This window comes from Labrys okinawensis (genome assembly GCF_047345005.1).
In the GTDB taxonomy this organism is placed as follows: domain Bacteria; phylum Pseudomonadota; class Alphaproteobacteria; order Rhizobiales; family Labraceae; genus Labrys; species Labrys okinawensis.
In genome coordinates, this window is record NZ_CP178864.1 from 1367841 (window position 1) to 1386884 (window position 19044).

A 19044-nucleotide genomic window follows, 5' to 3' on the forward strand; every position below is an offset into this window, starting at 1 on the left:
AAAGTGTGTAAAAACAAAGAGCTATAGATATATTGCGATTTTCTCTAGCGCTTCAGATACTCCAGCAACCCGCTGACCGCATCGCTGGTGGCGCGGCCCTGGACATGGGTCTTGACCAGCAACGAGCCTTGATTCTCGGCAAAATCCGCCCGGTCGATCTTGACATCGAGGCCGGGAATGTCGGGCACCACAGCCTGGGCCTTGTCCGACTCCAGCGCCTTGGCTATGGCTTGGGTAAGCTGTGCATTGACGTCGCCGAGGATGGCGGATGCTGCCGCTAGGGTTTCAGGATGGCCCGTGCGGATGTCCGCCTGGCCCTTGACGCGCAGCGCGACCTGGCGCGGCGTCGGGGTATAGAGTTCGACCGGAATGATGATCGAGATCGTGTCGGTGGCGATCTTGGTCTTGACCTTCTGGCCCAGTACCTTCGCACACGCCCAGGCCGTCACATGGCCGGAAATGTCGAGCACGGCGGTGTCGCCATCCGCTCTGATATGGGCGTCATCGACGCTGTTCACCACCAGGTTGGCTCCCTTGTGACGGCAGGCATCGTCCGGGAGCGGCAGGCGTTTGGCGATCTCCAGAGCCTTGTCCTGCAGGTCCTTGAGGTCGCCGGTCGCCACCAGATTGACCGCCATGCGATCGGCGTCCGTGTGCATGTCGAGCGAGGCGGTGATGGGGATATCGACCGTGACGCCCAGGATCTTCACCGGCACCGTCTGCGGCCCGATATCGAGCGCCCGGGCCGGCAGGGACAGGCCTGCGAGGACGAGGAGGGCGGCAATGGCTCTTCTACCGGCGAAAGGGGACATGGACGCTTCTTCCTGAAACATTGGTCTTCGAGTTGAGGGCCTTTATCATGGCAAAGTGATGTTCTGATAGCCTTCGGCCGACGCCGGCGCTATCTCCGGGCTCGATTCGTCCGTTCGTGCACCCGATGGAAGCACCCCAGGAAGCAACAATGTCCGATGCCACAGCCCGTCTTGCCGAAGTCCGTCTCGCCATTGCACGTGCGGAGGCCGATGCCCATCGCCCGACGGGCTCGGTGACCCTGGTTGCCGTCTCCAAGACCTTCGGACCGGAAGCGATCGAGCCGGTGCTTGCATGGGGCCAACGCGTCTTCGGCGAGAACCGCGTGCAGGAAGCGCAGGGCAAATGGCCGGGCCTCAAGGAGACCTATCCCGATATCGAGCTCCATCTCATTGGCCCTCTGCAGTCGAACAAGGCCAAGGAGGCGGTTGCCCTATTCGATGCGATCCACACCGTCGATCGCCCTTCGATCGCACAGGCGCTCGCCAGGGAGATCGCCCGACAGGGCAAGGCGCCACGTCTCCTCGTGCAGGTGAACACCGGTGAGGAGGAGCAGAAGGCCGGCGTGTCTCCGCAGGAGGCGGATGCCTTCATCGCCGCCTGCAGGCAGGAGCACGGCCTCGAGATCGAGGGTCTGATGTGCATCCCGCCGGTCGATCAGTCGCCGGGGCCGCATTTCGCGCTGCTCGCCAAGATCGCCAGGCGCAATGGTCTGGCCGTGCTTTCGATGGGCATGTCCAGCGATTTCGAAACGGCCATCGAGGTTGGCGCCACGCATGTGCGTGTGGGCAGTGCGATCTTCGGGGCAAGGTGACTGGGAGCGCGGACAGGATGTCCGCTCTTGAATCGAAGGTGGGGCAGGACGTCCGCGCTCCCAGGCTACCCGATCACCATCACCGCATGGCGCGACAGGCGGGGCAGCACCTTGCGGAAGACGTCGGGCGTCACTGCCACGCAGCCCGCCGTGGGCGAGCCGTTCTCGCGCGACAGGTGCCAGAAGATGGCGCTGCCTCGACCTTTCACGATCGGCCCGTCGTTCCAGCCGAGTGGGATGATGACGTCGTAGAGCCTGTCGGCTCGGGTCAGCCTTTCTTCGCTCGTCTGGTCGAGGGGGCGCTTGATCGGCTTGTTGTAGCGCCGGTCGGCCACATCGTCGCACCAGGCGTCCTCTGGCCGTATGGCATGGAAGGGCAGGGCGGAGGGGATGCGCGGGCCGCGGTCGCGCCTTTGCAGCAGGCCGCGCAGGGGCAGGGCGCCACGCGGCGTGCCGCCATCGCCCTCGCGCTTGGCCGTGACGAGGCCGCTGCGCCCGAGCACGCAGGGGAACGTTACGCCGGCTATGGTCAGGCGTCCCTTCGTGTGGCAGAGCGGCGAAGCCTGCACGCGCAGGAGCCTGATTTGGCGCTTCACGGCGTTATTTCCTGCTTCTTCATCGTAAATTCTTTGTCGAAAGAGCATCCCGCTATTTCACAAATCATGGCGCATGCTCCCATAATGCGATAGAGGCCTTGCAAAGCATTATCGCAGGCCTTGCTGCCGCGCCCTGCAAAGCGCCCCGCCTGTCTGTAAAGTTCCGCTGTCTTGCCTTTGGGGATTGTCATGTCCGGCAGTCGCAAAATTCTTATAGTCGATGACGAAAACGACCTCCGCCAGGCCCTGGCGGAGCAATTGTCACTCTATGACGAGTTCGAGATCGTCCAGGCCGAATCGGCCAGTCGCGCCGTGCAGGTCGCCAAGGGCGATCATCTCGATCTCGTCATCATGGATGTCGGCTTGCCGGACATGGATGGCCGCGAGGCGGTGAAGCTTCTGCGCAAGAACGGCTTCAAGTCACCGATCATCATGCTCACCGGGCATGACTCCGACGCCGATACCATCCTGGGCCTGGAAGCGGGCGCCAATGACTATGTGGTGAAGCCCTTCCGTTTCGCCGTGCTGCTCGCCCGCGTACGCGCGCATCTGCGCCAGCACGAGACGAGCGAGGATGCCGTCTTCAACATCGGGCCCTTCACCTTCAAGCCGGCGTCCAAGCTGCTGTTGACCGAAAAGGGCTCCAAGGTCCGCCTGACGGAGAAGGAGACCTCGATCCTGCGTTATCTCTACCGCTCGGGCCAGAAGGCGGTGCAGCGCGACGTGCTCCTGCAGGAGGTGTGGGGCTACAATTCCGGCGTCACCACCCACACGCTGGAAACGCATATTTATCGTTTGCGTCAGAAGATCGAGAAGGATCCCTCCAATGCCGCTCTCCTCGTGACTGAGGGGGGCGGTTACAAGCTCGTTCCCTGATCCAGGCGGGCCTTCTGACCGATAATCGCGTATGGCGCTTGACGAAGATATGGTTCTGCTGGCTCAGGTCGCGCTGTTCCGCGACATGGACCGCGATGCCTTGCGCCTCCTCGCCTTCTCCTCCGAGCGCCGGCGCCTGCGGGCGGGGGACACCCTGTTCCGCAAAGATGATATCTCCGAATACAGCTTCGTGGTGGTCAGCGGCAGCATCACCCTGATCGACGACGATGTCGCCACCGCCATCGTCGGTCCAGGCACCCTGATCGGCGAGATGGCGCTGGTGTCGGAGACGCGGCGCCCCACTACCGCTATCGCCCGCGAGCCCACGGTCATCCTGCGCTTGTCGCGCCAGATGTTCCGCCGCACGCTGGAGGAGTATCCTGCCACCGCCGCCCGTATCGCCGCGGAACTCCGGCAGCGTGTGCTCGAAATCTCGAACGAGCTCGCCGAGGTGAAGAAGAGGCTGATCGAGATGGGGTCGGAAGAAACCGGTCCGAAGTCATCCAAGAGCTGATTCGCTCGCCTTTCGTTCCAGCCCTGTTCAAGATCTTAAAAACAGTAGTCAAAGCCGTTTCGCCGCGGGACGGTACTGTCCTTATTCAGAGACGGTTCACCCAGCGATTGCTAGCCTCGCTTCACTGGAATGCTGAGGAGACTAGGGGGATCAAAATACCCGTCAGACTGATCTTAGCTGCCTTCATCGCCTTCATGGGGCTGTTCGCGACAGTGCAAACGTCTTCGGCCATGCCGATTGCGCCTGCTGCGAACCAGCAGCAGGGCGCGCCCAACCTTCTTCAGGATGTCGTGTGGCCCTGCGGGCGCGGCTGGGTCCAGAATCGATGGGGACGCTGCGTACCCATCCGCCCTTATGGCTATTATGGACCGCGCCATTATTACGGGCCTCGCTACTACCGACCTCACTACTATTACGGCCCGCGCCACTATTACGGCCCGCGTTACTATCGTCCTCATCGCTACTATCACCGGTGGTAGCGCGCGCGGTTCGAAGCGCAGACGGCGGGCGGGCTACGGCCCGCCTTTTTTGTAATCGCGTGGGGTGAGCGTCCGTCGCCGAAATGACTGGCGAAGCGATTCGGGCGTGCTTCGTTCGAGCCTCGTTCCAGATCTTAAACGCATAAGCGAAATTGCCATCGGGCCGATCCATTTCAGGATTTAACCATGAGGCCGGGAGCGGCTGTGACGGTGGCCAAATCCGGATCACCTCCTTCGGCATTATTGTGTCGCAAGGCGGCGTCGAAGGGGGCTTCGAGGGATGGATGGCCGGCCCTGTAGGGCGCGGACGTGGAAGACAGCGATTCGGGCGCGCTCCGTTCAAGCCCCGTTCCATCCGTTAATCGGTCGGGCGATCGCGGCCCTGATCTGGTCCAAATCGGGATCGGGCTGACATCAAGCCCGTCCTGGAGGACTGTTCGGCCTTAACCATGCCATCCGAGGGGCGAACAAGGTGCGAAAACGGGGCGGACGGTGATTCGGGCGCGCTTCGTTCCCACGCCGTTCGAGGGGTTAAATTTTGGCTTTGCGATCGCCATATTGTGCTTCATAGCAAGACAGGCTCTTCCGAGTCTGGTACCAGAAGGCAGGAAATGGCCCTTTGATTGGTGTTTTCCCAGAGCAATTCCCAGCCAGGTCGACAGGCTTTCCAATTAAGGAAACGCATGAAGACAGAGAGTTCGCCGTCGCAGGGCATGGGGTGTCCGGCAATTCGTAATCTTGGATGTTTCGGCATCCGCCACTGAGACTGACGCCCGAAAGACCGCCGAGACATTGATGCTGCCTCCCATCCTGCCCCCGTCCGTGCGCGCCCGTGGCGTGACTGCGGTGCTGGGCCCGACCAATACCGGCAAGACCTATCTCGCCATCGAGAGGCTGCTCGGCCATGGCGCCGGCATCATCGGCCTGCCGCTGCGCCTCCTGGCGCGCGAGGTCTACAACAGGCTTGTCGAGCGGGTCGGCGCCGAATTCGTGGCGCTCGTCACGGGCGAAGAGAAGATCAAGCCCGACAGGGCCCGCTATTGGGTCGCTACCGCGGAGGCAATGCCGCGCGATCTCGAAGTGCCTTTCGTGGCACTTGACGAGATCCAGATCGCCGCCGACCTCGAGCGTGGCCACGTCTTCACCGACCGCCTGCTCAACCGCCGCGGCACGCATGAGACGCTGCTGCTCGGTTCGCTGACCATGAAGCCGATCGTCGAACGGCTGATTCCCGGCGTCAATGTCGTCACGCGCCCCCGCCTGTCGAACCTTCTCTTCGCCGGAGACCGCAAGCTCACTCGCCTGCCGCGCCGCACGGCCATCGTCGCCTTCTCGGCCGACGAGGTCTATGCCATTGCCGAGCTGATCCGCCGCCAGCGCGGCGGGGCTGCCGTGGTGCTGGGCGCATTGTCGCCGCGCACACGCAATGCGCAAGTCGCGATGTACCAGAATGGCGACGTCGATTTCCTGGTCGCCACCGATGCCATCGGCATGGGCCTCAACCTCGATGTCGACCATGTCGCCTTTGCCGGCGACCGCAAGTTCGATGGCTACCAGTTTCGTCGCCTGACCCCGTCCGAATTCGGCCAGATCGCCGGCCGCGCCGGGCGCCACGTCCGCGACGGCACCTTCGGCTCGACCGGGCGCTGCGATCCACTGGAGCCCGAACTGGTCGAAGCCATCGAGGGTCACACTTTCGACAGCGTCAAAGTGCTGCAATGGCGCAATCCAGCCCTGAATTTTTCATCGATGCAGGCACTGCAGGCTTCGCTTTCGGCCGTGCCCGAGGAGCAGGGGCTCACCCGTGCGCCCGATTCCGATGATATCCGCGCCTTCTCGATCATCTCTCGCGATGAAGAGGTGCGCCGATACGCCCACGGGCCGCAGGCGGTCGCGCGGTTGTGGGAAGTGGCGGGCCTTCCCGACTATCGCAAGATTTCGCCGCACTCCCATGCCGATATCATCACGAACCTCTATGGATTCTTGATGAGGGAGGGTAAGGTCCCCGACGACTGGTTCGCCCGTCAGGTCGCCATGTCGGATCGGACCGACGGCGACATCGATACGCTCTCCACGCGTATCGCCCATATCCGAACCTGGACTTTTGCGGCAAATCGGCTTGACTGGCTGAAAGACCCCGCTCATTGGCAAGGTGTGACACGCAGTGTGGAGGACAAGCTCTCCGACGCCCTGCACGAACGGCTTGCCCAACGCTTTGTCGACCGTCGCACCAGCGTGCTGATGCGGCGCCTTAGAGAAAACGCGATGCTTGAGACTGAAATTACCAAAACCGGCGATGTGATTGTCGAAGGTCAGCACGTCGGAACGCTGCAGGGCTTCCAGTTCGCCCCGGATCCGAGTGCTGGTGACGGGGAAAGCGGCCGTGCCCTGAGAGCCGCCGCGGCCAAGGCCCTGGCCGGCGAGATCGAGTCCCGCAGCCAGAAATTCTCGCAGGCGCCGGATACTGAGTTCGCCCTGGCCACCGATGGCACCGTGCGTTGGATCGGCGAGCCCGTGGCCAAGCTTCTCGGCGGTGAGAAGCCTCTCGCGCCGCGCATCCGCCTGCTGGCCGACGAGCAGCTCACCGGCCCGGCCCGCGATGCGGTGCAGACCCGCCTCGACATCTGGATCGGCAACCATATCACCCGCCTGCTCGGCCCGCTGCTGGCGCTCGACAAGGCCGAGGATCTGCAGGGACTCGCCAAGGGCATCGCCTTCCAGCTCGTCGAGGCGCTTGGCGTGCTTGACCGTGCCAAGGTGGCCGAGGATCTCAAGCAGCTCGACCAGAACCAGCGCGCCTCGCTGCGCAAGCATGGCGTGCGTTTCGGCGCCTATCACATCTATCTACCGGCGCTGATGAAGCCGGCGCCGCGAGCCCTGGCGGCCCAGCTCTGGGCGCTGACCCATGGCGGTCTCGACCAGAAGGGCCTCGACGAGATCCCGCATCTGGCCGCTTCCGGCCGTACCTCGATGCCATCGGACAAGTCGATCGACAAGAACCTCTATCGGCTGGTGGGCTACCGCGTCTGCGGCGAGCGCGCGGTGCGGGTCGATATTCTCGAGCGCCTGGCAGACCTGATTCGCCCGGCTATCGCCTATCGCCCTGGAACCACGGTCGGTCAGCCCCCCTCCGGCACCGCCGATGGCGACGGCTTCGTCGCCACCGTGCAGATGACCTCGCTGGTCGGCTGCTCTGGCGAGGACTTCGCCTCGATCCTGCGGGGCCTCGGCTATCGCTCCGAGAAGCGAAAGGGCCCGGCGATCACCCATGAGATCCGTCTGCCGGCGCCGACCGAGCCGGTGGCACCGGCCGCGACCGAGGAGGCCACGGCTGCGCCCGCAGCGGATGAAGCGGTGGCGCCGGCCACGGAAACCGGCCAAGGGACAGTCGAACAGACGGTCGAAGAGACGGCCCAGGAGGCCGCCTTCGCCGCCGAGCCTGCGCCGATCGAAGCGGTACCCGAGGCTGAGCCCGTCGAGGCTGCGGCGCCTGCACCGGCCGAGATCGATGCGATGGAAGCGGTGGCCTCGCCGCCGCACGAGGAGTCCTTCCAGGAAGTCAGCGAGCAGGCGGCCGGCGAGACGGCAGCCGAATCGCCTGCCGACGAGGCTCCGGCCAGCGAGGAACCTACCGGCCAGAGCGCCGTCTCCGCGCAGGCTGACGAAGCACCGGCCCCCGAGGCCACGCCGGAGGAGATTCCGGAAATCGAAGTCTGGCGTCCGGCGCGCTTCGAGCGCCATCACCAGCGCCCGCATTATCATGGCCGGCCCCAGCACGGCAATCGCCAGGCGGGCGCCGAGCGTCAGCCGGCTGGCGACCGCCAAGGCGACAATGGCGCCGCCGGTGGTTTCCGCCGCGGACGTCCCGCACCGCCCGACGGGGCCGTACCGGCTCCCGTCGAAAGCGGCGAAGCCCGGCAGACCGAGCGTCGGTTTGACCGGCCTCGGCGCGAGGATCGCGGCAATGGCAAGCCAAACGGCGACCGCAAGCCCTTCGAGGCGCGGGGTCCGCGCCCCGAGGGCAAGCCTGGCGACGGCCAGCGCCGTCACGGTGGCGGGGAAGGGCGGCCCGATCGTGACCGTGGTCCCCGTCCAGACCGTCAGGAACGCGGCGGCGATCGTGGTCCGCGCAACTGGTCGAGCGATGCCAAGCCGCAAGGCCGCGAATCCAACCGCGCGCCGGATCCGAACTCGCCTTTCGCCAAGCTCCTCGCGCTGAAGGAGCAGATGCAGGGCGGCAAACCGGACAAAAAATAAACGATGAGCGATGTCGGAAGCCAGGATCGTCTCAGGATCGACAAATGGCTCTGGCATGCGCGTGTGGTGAAGACCCGCTCACTCGCAGCAAGATTGGTCGCGGACGGCCACGTCCGCGTCAACGGCGCGCGGGCAGAGGCGCCGGCCAAGGCGGTGAAGGCGGGCGACGTGCTCACCATCGCGCTGGAGCGTACGGTGCGTGTCTACCGCGTGAAGGCACTCGGCGAACGCCGCGGCCCAGCGACCGAGGCGCAGACGCTCTATGAGGATCTCTCGCCGGAACCGCCGCGCTCCCGGTGACCCTATCCAAGCGCTCGATAATCCCTATATTCGTGATAGACGTGGTTGACTGCTTTCTGGAGCGGAGCACCCTGGGCGCATGCTGACGAACAAGGGCAAATATGGTCTCAAGGCGTTGGCTCATCTTGCGGGCCTTCCTCCGGGCGAGACGGCACAGAGCCAGGAGATCGCCGAGGCCAATCGCATTCCCAAGAAATTCCTCGATGCCATCCTGGGCGAGTTGCGCGTCGCCGGGATCATTCGTTCCAAGAAGGGCAAGGGAGGCGGCTATATGCTGGCGCGCGATGCCAGCGAGATCAGCGTGGGCAATGCCATCCGCGTACTCGACGGACCGCTTGCGCCGATCGCCTGCGCCAGTCACACCGCCTATCAGCCTTGCCTCGACTGCCCGGATGTTCCAGGCTGCACGGTGCGTCTCCTGATGCGGCGCGTGCGCGACCTTTCCTCCGACCTGCTCGACAACATGTCGGTGGAGGAGATGCGCAAGGCCGGCAGCAGGGAACCCGAGCTGAGCTATTCGATCTGATCCTTTCCCCAGGCCGCCGCGGTGACCCGGCAGCTTCGCCGGGCCCTTGTGAAGGGCCCGTTTCCCGATATGCGATGACGGAGAATACTCATGGAAAAACGCGCGATTGGACGTTCCGATCTGATGGTTGCTCCTCTCGGCCTTGGCGGCAACGTCTTCGGCTGGAGCGCCGATGAGAAAGCGTCCTTTGCCGTGCTGGACGCCTTCGTCGCCGCCGGCTTCAATCTGATCGATACGGCGGACGTCTACTCGGCCTGGGTGCCGGGCAACCAGGGTGGTGAATCCGAGGCCATCATCGGCAAGTGGATGAAGGCGCGCGGCAACCGTGCCGATGTCGTGGTGACCACGAAGGTCGGCTCGGAAATGGGGCCTGGCAAGAAGGGCCTGTCACACGCCTATATCAAGAGCGCGGTGGACGCCTCGCTCAAGCGCCTGCAGACCGATTATATCGATCTCTATCTCTCCCATTGGGAGGATCCGGAAACGCCGATGGAGGAAACGCTCGGTACCTACGCGGAACTCGTGTCGGCGGGCAAGGTACGGGTGATCGGCAATTCCAACCATAGCGCCAACACGATGTTCAAGGCGCTGGCCGTCAGCACCAAGGAACTCTGGCCGCGCTTCGAAAACCTGCAGACCCAATACAATCTCTATGATCGCGCCGGATACGAAGCCGAGCTCGAACCTTTCTGCCTCAAGAACGAGATTGGCGTGACCAGCTATTTCTCGCTGGCCAAGGGCTTCCTATCCGGCAAATACCGCACGACCTCCGACTTCGCCAAGAGTGCGGCGCGTGGCGGCGGCATGGGCGAATATCTCAACGAGCGGGGCTTGCGCATTCTCGAGGCGCTCGACGCGGTCGCCCACGCCAAGAATGCCACGCCCGCCCAGGTCGCCATTGCCTGGCTGATCGCCAGGCCCGGACTGGTGGCCCCCATCGCCAGCGCGACCAGCGTCGAGCAGTTGCAGGATCTGATCAAGGCGACCGAGCTTTCCCTGGGCTCGACCGAGATCGAGCATCTCACCAAGATCAGCGCGCCCTAGCCTCTTTGTATCGACGTGTCCTAGCGGTTCTTGGCGGCTCGATTTGAAAGCAAGTCGCCCCAATAATGGCTGTCCCTGTCGAATAGGGCTGGAGACGCGCGTCATTGTCGTGCCGGCGCGAGGTGCGCCGGCCGATCGAGGAGAGATGCAATGGAATTCGCGATTCTGATCTATTCCAGTGAAGAGGCCATGCAGAACGCCCAGCCGGCTGCAAGAAATGAGATGCTTGCCGCTTATGGCGCCTATACGCAGGCGATCAAGGCTTCCGGTATTCTGCTGGGATCCAACCGCCTGCGGCCGACCGCTTCGGCCACCACCGTTCGGATCCGCGACGGCAAGACCCAGGTCTTGAACGGGCCTTTTGCTGAGACCAAGGAGCAATTAGCTGGCTATTATCTCATTGATGTGGCCGATCTCGATACGGCCCTGAACTGGGCCTCTCGCTGCCCGGGCGCCGGCGCAGGCTCGGTCGAGGTACGCCCCATCTGGCCGATGGACGAGTATTAAGCGGCCCGACAGGCCGTGCCGCCCTCCGCCTCAAGCCTTGCCGAAAGCGTCGCCCGGCGAAGCTATGGCAAGCTGGTCGCCTTTCTGGCGGCACGCTCCGGCGACGTGGCCGGGGCGGAGGACGCGCTCGCCGATGCCTTCGCGGCGGCGCTGGAGCACTGGCCCGCGAGCGGCATCCCCGACAATCCCGAAGCCTGGCTGCTGACATCGGCCCGCCGGCGCCAGATAGACAACGCCCGCAAGACCAGGCTCCGCCTGGAGAAGGCTGACGACGTCACCAGGCAGATCGAGGAACTTGCGATGATCAGGGAGCAGGATCATGTCATTCCTGACGAGCGCCTGCGCCTGATGTTCGCCTGCGCCCATCCGGCGCTCGATGCCACCGTGCGCGCGCCATTGATCCTGCAAACGGTGCTCGGCTTCGATGCCGCCGCGATCGCCAGCGCCTTCCTGATCTCGCCGGCTGCCATGAGTCAGCGGCTGGTCAGGGCCAAGACCAAGATCAGGCAGGCCGGCATTCCCTTTCGCGTGCCCGAGCGCGAAGAACTGCCGGAGCGCCTCGATACCGTGCTGGAGGCGGTCTACGCCGTCTTCGCCGAAGGCTGGGCCGATCCGGAGGGCTCGCGGCCACGTCGGCGCAACCTTGCTGCTGAAGGCATCTGGCTCGGCCGCCTGATCGCCTCGCTGATGCCGGACGAGCCCGAAGTGCTTGGCCTGCTCGCCCTGATGCTGCATGCCGAGGCGCGCCGCGCCGCCCGCCGCAGTCCGGAGGGCGACTTCGTGCCCCTTGCTCAACAGGATACCCTGCTCTGGGACGAGGAGATGATCGAGGAGGCCGAGGCCCTGCTTGCCCGCGCGGTAAAGAGAGGGCAGATCGGCCGTTATCAGCTGGAGGCAGCGCTGCAGTCGGCCCATGCGATCCGGCGCAGGGGCCTGGCGGTGGACTGGGCGGCGATCGTGCAGCTCTACGACGCGCTCGTCCTGCTGACCCAATCCCCGGTCGCCGCCATCAATCGTGCCGTGGCGCTAGCCCATATCGAGGGCACGGAGGCCGCACTGGCGGCGTTCGACGCATTGCTGGAGGACGCTCGCCTTGCAGAGTACCAGCCCTATTGGGCGGCGCGGGCGGACCTGCTGGCACGAGCGAAACGGTTCGACGAGGCGAGGGACGCCTACATGCGTGCGATCGGGCTGGAAAGCGATCCTGCCATCCGTCGCTACCTGCAAGGGAAGATGGGGCAGGTTTAGTTGCAAGTGCCTTTCAGGGGCGCGGACATCGCGACATGCAAGTATGTCGCTGTGATATCCGCGCTCTCAATCAGCCCTGCTTCGAGAAGGTTTCGTCGAAGGAATAGCCGGCGCCGCGTACCGTGCGGATCGGATCGATCTCGCGCGTGCGGTTCATGGCCTTGCGCAGGCGGCCGACATGCACGTCAACGGTGCGCTCGTCGATATAGACGTCGCGGCCCCAGACGCTGTCGAGCAGCTGTTCGCGGGCGAAGACGCGGCCTGGTGCCTGCATCAGGAATTCCAGCAAGCGGAATTCCGTCGGCCCCAGGCGGATCTCGCGATTGCCGCGATGGACGCGCTTGGTCTCGCGGTCGAGCGAGATGTCGCCGGCCTTGAGCAGGGAGGCGACATGATCGGGCTTGGCGCGGCGCAGGAGGGCCCGCACGCGGGCCGAAAGTTCCGGCACGGAAAACGGCTTGACGACATAGTCGTCCGCGCCGGTGGCAAGGCCGCGGACACGCTCGGCCTCCTCGCCACGGGCGGTGAGCATGATCACCGGCAAGCGCTCCGTCTCTGGCCGCATACGGATGCGCCGGCACAATTCGATGCCCGACAGGCCGGGCAGCATCCAGTCCAACAGCACGAGATCGGGGACGCTCTCGCGCAACCGGATCTCGGCATCGTCGCCCCGTGCCACGCTGTCCACCTCATAGCCCTCGGCCTCGAGATTGTAGCGCAGCAGAAGGGTGAGGGCTTCTTCGTCCTCGACTATCAGAACCTTGGGAGGCATAGCCGGTTCCCCTTGTTACTTAGCCGGCACTGGAAGGTCGACGAGAGACGTACTCGTATCCGCCTTCGGACGTTCGCCGGCAGGGGATTCGCCGGTCACCAGATAATGCACGGTCTCGGCGATGTTGGTGGCATGGTCGCCGATGCGCTCGATGTTCTTGGCGCAGAACAGCAGATGTGTGCAGAAGCCGATATTGCGCGGATCTTCCATCATATAGGTCAGGAGTTCGCGGAAGAGCGAGGTGTACATGGCGTCGATCTCGCCATCCGAACGCCAGACCGAGAGTGCTTCCTCGACATTGCGCTGGGCGAAGGAGTCCAGAACCTGCTTGAGCTGCTCGAGTACGAGGTCGGCCATGTGGTCGAAGCCGCCGAAGAGCTGGTTGGGCTGCATATGGCCCTGGATGGCCACGACGCGTTTGGCGACGTTCTTGCCGAGATCGCCGATGCGCTCGAGGTCGTTGGCGACCCGCAGGGCCGAGACGATCTCGCGCAGGTCCAGCGCCAGCGGCTGGCGCTTGGCGATGATCAGGATGGCGCGTTCCTCGACCTGGCGCTGCAACTTGTCGATCGAGGCGTCGAGATCGATCACCGCCTTCGCGCGCTGGCTGTCGCGCTTGAGCAGAGCTTCCACACTGTCGGCCACGCTCTTTTCGGCAAGGCCACCCATTTCTGCGATCATGTTGCGCAACTCGCGCAATTCCTGATCGAAGGACGTAACGATGTGATCGGACATGCCGTTCTCCAAATTCCTTGTCGCCGCCGTCTATGTGCCGGCTTGAATGCCTGCCCGGGGATCAGCCGAAACGGCCGGTGATGTAATCCTGCGTGCGGCTGTCATTCGGGTTGGTGAAAATCTTGTTCGTCGCCCCGATCTCGATGAGGTCTCCGAGATAGAAGAAAGCGGTGGTGTCGGCGCTGCGCGCCGCCTGCTGCATGTTGTGGGTCACGATCACGATGGTGAAGTCGCGCTTCAATTCGTCGATCAGTTCCTCGATCTTGGCGGTCGAGATCGGGTCGAGTGCCGAGGTCGGTTCGTCGAGAAGCACTACTTCCGGCTTCACCGCGATGGTGCGGGCGATGCACAGGCGCTGCTGCTGCCCGCCGGACATGCCGAGCGCCGAGGCGTTGAGGCGGTCCTTCACTTCGTTCCACAAGGCTGCCTTGGTCAGGCACCATTCGACGCGCTGGTCCATCTCGGCCTTGGAAATGTTCTCATGCAGCCGGACGCCGAAGGAGATATTATCATAGATCGACATCGGGAAGGGCGTCGGCTTTTGGAACACCATGCCGACGCGGGCGCGCAGCACCGCCGGATCGATCTCCTTGCCGATGACATTCTGGCCGTCGAGCATGACCTTTCCCTCGGCGCGCTGGCCGGGATATAGATCATACATGCGGTTTAGCACACGCAGCAGCGTGGACTTGCCGCAGCCCGAGGGGCCGATCATCGCGGTGACCTGACGCTCGGCCACGCTCATGTTGATCTTCTTCAGCGCATGCTTCTCGCCGTAATAGAAGTCGAGGTTTTCGACCTTCAGCTTGACGGGAGCGTTGGGATCGGCAACCGGGCGGTCGGAAACCGCGATCGAGGCGTTGGGTGAGGACATGGGAGCACTCATTTCTTGGGAGCGAGCACGACGCGGGTGATGATGTTCAGGGCCAGCACGCCGATGGTGATGAGGAGGGCGCCGGCCCAGGCGATCGAGACCTGGTTGGGATCGGGGCTCTGGGCGAAGAGGTTGATCGCCAGCGGCAGGCTGGGGAAGGCGCCGCCGAGATCCAGCGTCCAGTTCGAGTTGCCGAAAGCGGTGAAGAGCAGTGGCGCGGTTTCACCGGCGGCGCGGGCCAGCGCCAGCAGGATGCCGGTGATGATCCCGGTGCGGGCCGAGCGCCAGGTGACCGCCATGATCACCTTCCACATCGGCGATCCCAGGGCGAACGCCGCCTCGCGCAGGCTGATAGGCACCAGGGTCAGCATGTCCTCGGTGGTGCGCACCACCACCGGCATGATGATGATGGCGAGCGCAATGATGCCCGCCCAGCCCGAGGACCCGCCCATCGGCACCACGATCATCAGGTAGACGAACACGCCAAGCAGGATGGATGGCGCCGACAGGAGGATGTCGTTGATGAAGCGCACGGCCTCGGCGAACTTGCTGCCGCGGCCTGCCTCGGCGAGGAAGGTGCCGGCCATGATGCCGAGCGGGGCGCCGATCAGGAGGGCGATGAAGACCATGATCAGGCTGCCCACGATGGCGTTGAGGAGGCCGCCGTCAGCCATGACCTTCGTAAAGATGGTGCTGTTCAGGGCCGGCAGGCCGAGCCCGAACAGGGTGATCAGAATCCAGGCGAGAGCCAGCAGCGAGATCACTGCAAAGCCCGTTGAAATGCCCTTCATGATGTAGTCGACGGAGCGGCGGCGAGCGAGGCGATCCATGATAAGTCCCCTTACTTGACGCCGGACTTGACGAGCATGCGGGAGATCGCAAGCACGATGAACGAAATGACGAAGAGCACGAAGCCCAGTTCCATCAGCGACTCGTTGCGCAGCGAACCCGCCGGAGCGTCGGGGAATTCGTTGGCGATTGTGGAGGCGATGGTGGCGCCCGACGAGAACAGCGAGGCCGAGATCCGGTTGGCGTTGCCGATCACATAGGTCACGGCCATGGTCTCGCCAAGCGCGCGGCCGAAGCCGAGCATGGTGGCGCCCACGAGGGCGGTGCGGCCATAGGGCACCGAGACGTTGCGGAAGACCTCGAAGGTGGTGCAGCCGACGCCATAGGCCGATTCCTTCAGCATGGGCGGCACGGCTTCGAGGATCTCGACGAACATCGCCGTGATGAAGGGGATGACCATGAAGGCCAGGATCACCGCGGCGGTCAAAATGCCGAAACCGCTGGCGGGGCCGGCGAAGAGATAGTTGATCACGGGGATATAGCCGAACACCACCTTCAGGAAGGGCTGGATGTAATTGGCCATCAGCGGGATGATCGCGGCCACGCCCCACATGCCGAAGATGATCGAAGGCACCGCGGCCAGGAGCTGGATCGCCATGCCAACGGGCTTGCGGATCGACAGCGGCGCGATCTCGGTAAGGAAGAAGGCGATGCCGAAGGACATCGGCAGCGCGATAAGCAGTGACAGGAAGCCGGTGAACAGCGTGCCGTAGATCATCACGCCGGCGCCGAATTTTTCAGTCACCGGGTTCCATACCGTAGACCAGTAGAAGCTCACTCCGAAGTGGGAGAGGGCGGGCCAGCCGCCCCAGAACAGCAGGATGACGATGGAAACGAGCAGCACCAGGATCAGGCCGGAGCAGATGTAGAGCAAGGCCTTGAAGATCGGGTCGAAGGCTGCGCCGGGCACGCGCTTGGCCTGCGGAGAGGGGGAGCCCCGGGCGGCATCGGCAACCGATGTGGTGTCCCGGGATGAATCGGCGATAGCGCTCATGATTACTCCTCGTCAGAGCAGTTTTGGTTTTTCCTGATGGCAGTAACGCTATCGCTTCTCAGGAAAAACCGAAACTGCCTAATATCGCAAAAGACGAACAGATCTGTGCAAGGCAACTGTACAAAAATGCTCGGTGCTTAAAACGTTCCACCTGGTAACGAAAACTCCAGCGCGGCAAAATGGCCGCGCCGGAGTACGCGAAACAACTCAGTTGCTGTAGATGGACTTGCCGTCGGCGCTCTTGATCTCGGCAGCCCAGGACGCACGGATGTTATCCACGACGTCCTTCGGCAGCACGATGTAGTGCAGCTTCTCGGCCGAAGCCGAACCGTCCTTGTAAGCCCAGTCGAAGAACTTCATGACGTCAGCCGACTTGGTGGCGTCCTTGGGGTCCTTCGGGAGCAGGATGAAGGTGGTGGAGACGATCGGCCACGCAGCGTTATCATCGACGTTGACCATGGACACGGCGTAGTTCTTGGCGCCCTTCCAGTCGGCCTTGGCGGCAGCGGCGGTGAAGGAAGCCAGGCTCGGCTTGACAGCCTGGCCGGCCTTGTTCTGCAGGTCGACGATGGTCAGGCCGTTGTTGGCAGCGTAGGCGTACTCGACATAGCCGATGGCGCCCTTGGTGTTCTTGACCGAAGCGGCGACGCCGTCATTGCCCTTGGCGCCCGAGCCGGCCGACCACTGCACGGAGGTGGCGGCGCCGACATTGCTCTTCCAGTCGGCGCTCACGCCGGAGAGGAAGGAGGTGAACACGAAGGTGGTGCCCGAACCGTCCGAACGATAGACCGGAGCGATGTCGAGGTCGGGAAGCGTCACACCCTTGTTGAGGGCGGCGATGGCCGGGTCATTCCACTTGGTGATCTTGCCGAGATAGATCTGGGCGATCACGTCGGCGTTGAGAGCGAGCTGGTCGGAAGCGACGCCGTCGATGTTGACGATCGGCACGATGGCGCCGACGACGGTCGGGAACTGCAGGAGCTTGGCAGAAGCGAGCTTGTCGGCAGCCATCGGGGCATCGGAAGCGCCGAAGTCAACGGTGCGGTTGGTGATCTGGGTCTGGCCACCGCCCGAACCGATCGCCTGGTAGTTCACAGCATTGCCGGTCTTGGTCTTATACTCGGCAGCCCAGGCATTGTAGACGGGGGCGGGGAAGGTACCGCCGGCGCCGGTGATGTCGCCTGCATAGGCAGCGGTGGCCGCGATCGTGCTCGACAGGGCTACTGAAGCGGCGAGCGCAAGGAAAGAAAGCCTCACGGGATATCTCCGTTGTTTTCGGAGCAGGCGCCCCCAACCGCTTCCCGATCGATAGCCCTGCCCAACGGCGCGAGTCCTAGAAGTGCGCCGCAACGGTTCTATGACAATTAGGCTATTGTTTTATGACAAAGATATCCAAGATAACTCAGCCGTTTAGGCAAGATGTTACATGCTTGCCGACCAAGTCTGTCGGCAATTGTTAAAGTCAGTCGACTTCTTTAAATGCACGCACAGGTTGTTCATTCAGATGATCTGATCGATCTTTACAGAAAAGACCGTTCCTTCTCCCGGCACGCTTTCGATGCCGAGCCGGCCGCGATGGCGGGCGACGATGTGCTTGACGATGGCAAGGCCAAGGCCCGTGCCGCCTTTCTCGCGCGATTTGGCGGCATCGACCCGATAGAATCGCTCGGTGAGGCGCGGTACGTGCTCGGCCTCGATGCCGGGGCCGAAGTCTCGCACGGTGACGACGGCGTCGAGGCCCTTGCCCTGCGGCTTAGGGATCGAATCGAGGATGACCTCGACCCGTCCGCCCGAGGCGCCATATTTGATAGCGTTCTCGACAAGATTCTCGAACACTCGGATGAGTTCGTCCCGCTCGCCGCGAACTTCGAGCGAGGATACGCGCTTGTCGAGGCTGAGTACCACGCCCCGGTCATGCGCCAGGGGGCCGAGCGTATCGGCGACGTGGCCCACCACCATGTTGAGGTCGACTGGCTTGTCCGGCTGGACATGGGCGTTGAGCTCGATGCGCGAAAGGGAGAGCAGGTCGTCGATCAGGCGCGACATGCGGTTGGCCTGGGCGCGCATGATGTCGAGGAACTTCTCCCGCGCTACCGGATCGTTGCGGGCAGGGCCCTGCAGGGTCTCGACGAAGCCGAGGAGAGAGGCGAGGGGGGTACGCAGTTCGTGGCTGGCGTTGGCGACGAAATCGACGCGCATCTGCTCCACGCGCTGGCGCTGGGTGACGTCGCGTAGAACGATCACCACGAAGTCGGTGCGCCCGGACGGGCCCATGATGGTGGAAATCTGCGCTTCGACCATGCGATCGACAGGCACGCGCTCAGAATACTCGATCTGGCGCGAACCGCCGGCGTCCAGCGCCGCGCGGATGGCATCGATCAATTCGGGCACGCGCAGGGCGTAGGTCAGCGCTTCCGAGACCCGCAAGTTCGGGATGATGTCGCGCGCCTTGCGGTTGAAGAAGCGCACGGCGAGGTTGGCGTCGAGCACGATCACCGGATCGGGAATGGCGGCGACGAGGTCCTCGAAGGAGGGCTTGCCGCCATTGTCGGGATGAACAGGCGTGGAATTGCCATCCTGGACGATCGTGGGAGGGACCAGACCGGCGGCGGCGATGATCATGGCGAGGGCAGCAACCCCATGCCAAGCGGAGATTCCGTCCCACAGCGCCAGCAAGGTCAGAACAAGCGCAAGGGCGGCCACCAGCCAGCGGCGACCCCAGATGCGGTGCATGATGGTTTGGTTCGAACCCACAGGCTCAGCTACACCGTCCGAAGTCAATTTCGTCAAGAGCCGGGAACGCCCCATCACTATCGACATTGCGGCTTTCCATCTGAGTCGTTGTGGAA

The 19044-nt window shown here is 63.6% G+C and carries 20 protein-coding genes; 10 read left to right on the top strand and 10 right to left on the bottom strand.

Translation table 11 applies throughout. The features are described 5' to 3' along the window. Nucleotides 1–44: 44 nt before the first annotated feature. Complete coding sequence (locus ACMDCR_RS06555; RefSeq protein WP_413991748.1) at nucleotides 45–812, bottom strand: hypothetical protein; 768 nt, start codon at nucleotides 810–812, stop codon at nucleotides 45–47. A 149-nt stretch (nucleotides 813–961) separates the two neighbouring features. Between ACMDCR_RS06555 and ACMDCR_RS06560 the strand changes: the two genes are divergently transcribed. Then, nucleotides 962–1624 carry a YggS family pyridoxal phosphate-dependent enzyme gene (locus ACMDCR_RS06560; protein ID WP_413991749.1) on the top strand — a complete coding sequence of 221 codons (663 nt, stop codon included), beginning with the start codon at nucleotides 962–964 and terminating at the stop codon, nucleotides 1622–1624. A gap of 65 nt (nucleotides 1625–1689) precedes the next feature. Here ACMDCR_RS06560 and ACMDCR_RS06565 read toward each other — a convergent pair whose 3' ends face one another. After that, nucleotides 1690–2220: a L,D-transpeptidase family protein gene (locus ACMDCR_RS06565; RefSeq protein ID WP_413991750.1), complete on the bottom strand. Its 531-nt coding sequence runs from the start codon at nucleotides 2218–2220 to the stop codon at nucleotides 1690–1692. Further along, on the bottom strand, nucleotides 2217–2411 hold the full coding sequence (locus ACMDCR_RS06570) for a hypothetical protein (protein ID WP_413991751.1): 195 nt from the start codon (nucleotides 2409–2411) through the stop codon (nucleotides 2217–2219). Before ACMDCR_RS06570 ends, ACMDCR_RS06565 begins: the two co-directional genes overlap by 4 nt. Between ACMDCR_RS06570 and ACMDCR_RS06575 the strand changes: the two genes are divergently transcribed. The 9 genes from ACMDCR_RS06575 to ACMDCR_RS06615 all read left to right on the top strand — a co-directional run bounded on the left by ACMDCR_RS06575 (nucleotide 2410) and on the right by ACMDCR_RS06615 (nucleotide 11971). Then, nucleotides 2410–3096 carry a response regulator transcription factor gene (locus tag ACMDCR_RS06575; RefSeq protein ID WP_413991752.1) on the top strand — a complete coding sequence of 229 codons (687 nt, stop codon included), beginning with the start codon at nucleotides 2410–2412 and terminating at the stop codon, nucleotides 3094–3096. The two genes, ACMDCR_RS06570 and ACMDCR_RS06575, sit on opposite strands and share 2 nt — an antisense overlap. A gap of 31 nt (nucleotides 3097–3127) precedes the next feature. Further along, nucleotides 3128–3610: a cyclic nucleotide-binding domain-containing protein gene (locus tag ACMDCR_RS06580; protein ID WP_413991753.1), complete on the top strand. Its 483-nt coding sequence runs from the start codon at nucleotides 3128–3130 to the stop codon at nucleotides 3608–3610. A gap of 230 nt (nucleotides 3611–3840) precedes the next feature. Beyond that, nucleotides 3841–4089: a hypothetical protein gene (locus ACMDCR_RS06585; protein ID WP_413991754.1), complete on the top strand. Its 249-nt coding sequence runs from the start codon at nucleotides 3841–3843 to the stop codon at nucleotides 4087–4089. Nucleotides 4090–4884: 795 nt separating this feature from the next. Then, complete coding sequence (locus ACMDCR_RS06590) at nucleotides 4885–8346, top strand: helicase-related protein (protein WP_413991755.1); 3462 nt, start codon at nucleotides 4885–4887, stop codon at nucleotides 8344–8346. Nucleotides 8347–8349: 3 nt separating this feature from the next. Continuing rightward, nucleotides 8350–8646, top strand: coding sequence for an RNA-binding S4 domain-containing protein (locus tag ACMDCR_RS06595; protein ID WP_413991756.1), 297 nt, complete (start codon nucleotides 8350–8352; stop codon nucleotides 8644–8646). A 79-nt stretch (nucleotides 8647–8725) separates the two neighbouring features. After that, nucleotides 8726–9172, top strand: coding sequence for an RrF2 family transcriptional regulator (locus tag ACMDCR_RS06600; RefSeq protein ID WP_413991757.1), 447 nt, complete (start codon nucleotides 8726–8728; stop codon nucleotides 9170–9172). 90 nt (nucleotides 9173–9262) lie between these two features. After that, nucleotides 9263–10216, top strand: coding sequence for an aldo/keto reductase (locus tag ACMDCR_RS06605; RefSeq protein ID WP_413991758.1), 954 nt, complete (start codon nucleotides 9263–9265; stop codon nucleotides 10214–10216). A 150-nt stretch (nucleotides 10217–10366) separates the two neighbouring features. Beyond that, nucleotides 10367–10723, top strand: coding sequence for a YciI family protein (locus tag ACMDCR_RS06610; RefSeq protein ID WP_413991759.1), 357 nt, complete (start codon nucleotides 10367–10369; stop codon nucleotides 10721–10723). 15 nt (nucleotides 10724–10738) lie between these two features. Then, the gene (locus tag ACMDCR_RS06615) at nucleotides 10739–11971 is read left to right on the top strand and encodes an RNA polymerase sigma factor (protein ID WP_413991760.1); all 1233 of its coding nucleotides are present in this window, start codon (nucleotides 10739–10741) and stop codon (nucleotides 11969–11971) included. 70 nt (nucleotides 11972–12041) lie between these two features. On the opposite strand, the gene phoB is transcribed toward ACMDCR_RS06615, so the two are convergent. From phoB to ACMDCR_RS06650, 7 genes are all read right to left on the bottom strand, one after another. Continuing rightward, nucleotides 12042–12743, bottom strand: coding sequence for a phosphate regulon transcriptional regulator PhoB (phoB, locus tag ACMDCR_RS06620; protein WP_413991761.1), 702 nt, complete (start codon nucleotides 12741–12743; stop codon nucleotides 12042–12044). 15 nt (nucleotides 12744–12758) lie between these two features. After that, on the bottom strand, nucleotides 12759–13478 hold the full coding sequence (gene phoU, locus ACMDCR_RS06625; RefSeq protein ID WP_413991762.1) for a phosphate signaling complex protein PhoU: 720 nt from the start codon (nucleotides 13476–13478) through the stop codon (nucleotides 12759–12761). A 61-nt stretch (nucleotides 13479–13539) separates the two neighbouring features. Continuing rightward, a complete protein-coding gene (pstB, locus tag ACMDCR_RS06630; RefSeq protein ID WP_413991763.1) occupies nucleotides 13540–14352 on the bottom strand; it encodes a phosphate ABC transporter ATP-binding protein PstB in 813 nt (270 codons plus the stop codon). An 8-nt stretch (nucleotides 14353–14360) separates the two neighbouring features. After that, on the bottom strand, nucleotides 14361–15182 hold the full coding sequence (gene pstA, locus ACMDCR_RS06635) for a phosphate ABC transporter permease PstA (RefSeq protein ID WP_413991764.1): 822 nt from the start codon (nucleotides 15180–15182) through the stop codon (nucleotides 14361–14363). An 11-nt stretch (nucleotides 15183–15193) separates the two neighbouring features. Then, nucleotides 15194–16195, bottom strand: a complete 1002-nt coding sequence (gene pstC, locus ACMDCR_RS06640; RefSeq protein WP_413991765.1) for a phosphate ABC transporter permease subunit PstC — start codon at nucleotides 16193–16195, stop codon at nucleotides 15194–15196. A gap of 207 nt (nucleotides 16196–16402) precedes the next feature. Further along, entirely contained in the window at nucleotides 16403–17452 is a 1050-nt protein-coding gene (gene pstS, locus ACMDCR_RS06645) for a phosphate ABC transporter substrate-binding protein PstS (protein WP_413991766.1), read from the bottom strand. Between the two features lie 243 nt (nucleotides 17453–17695). Beyond that, entirely contained in the window at nucleotides 17696–18928 is a 1233-nt protein-coding gene (locus ACMDCR_RS06650) for an ATP-binding protein (protein ID WP_413991767.1), read from the bottom strand. Nucleotides 18929–19044 lie beyond the last annotated feature (116 nt).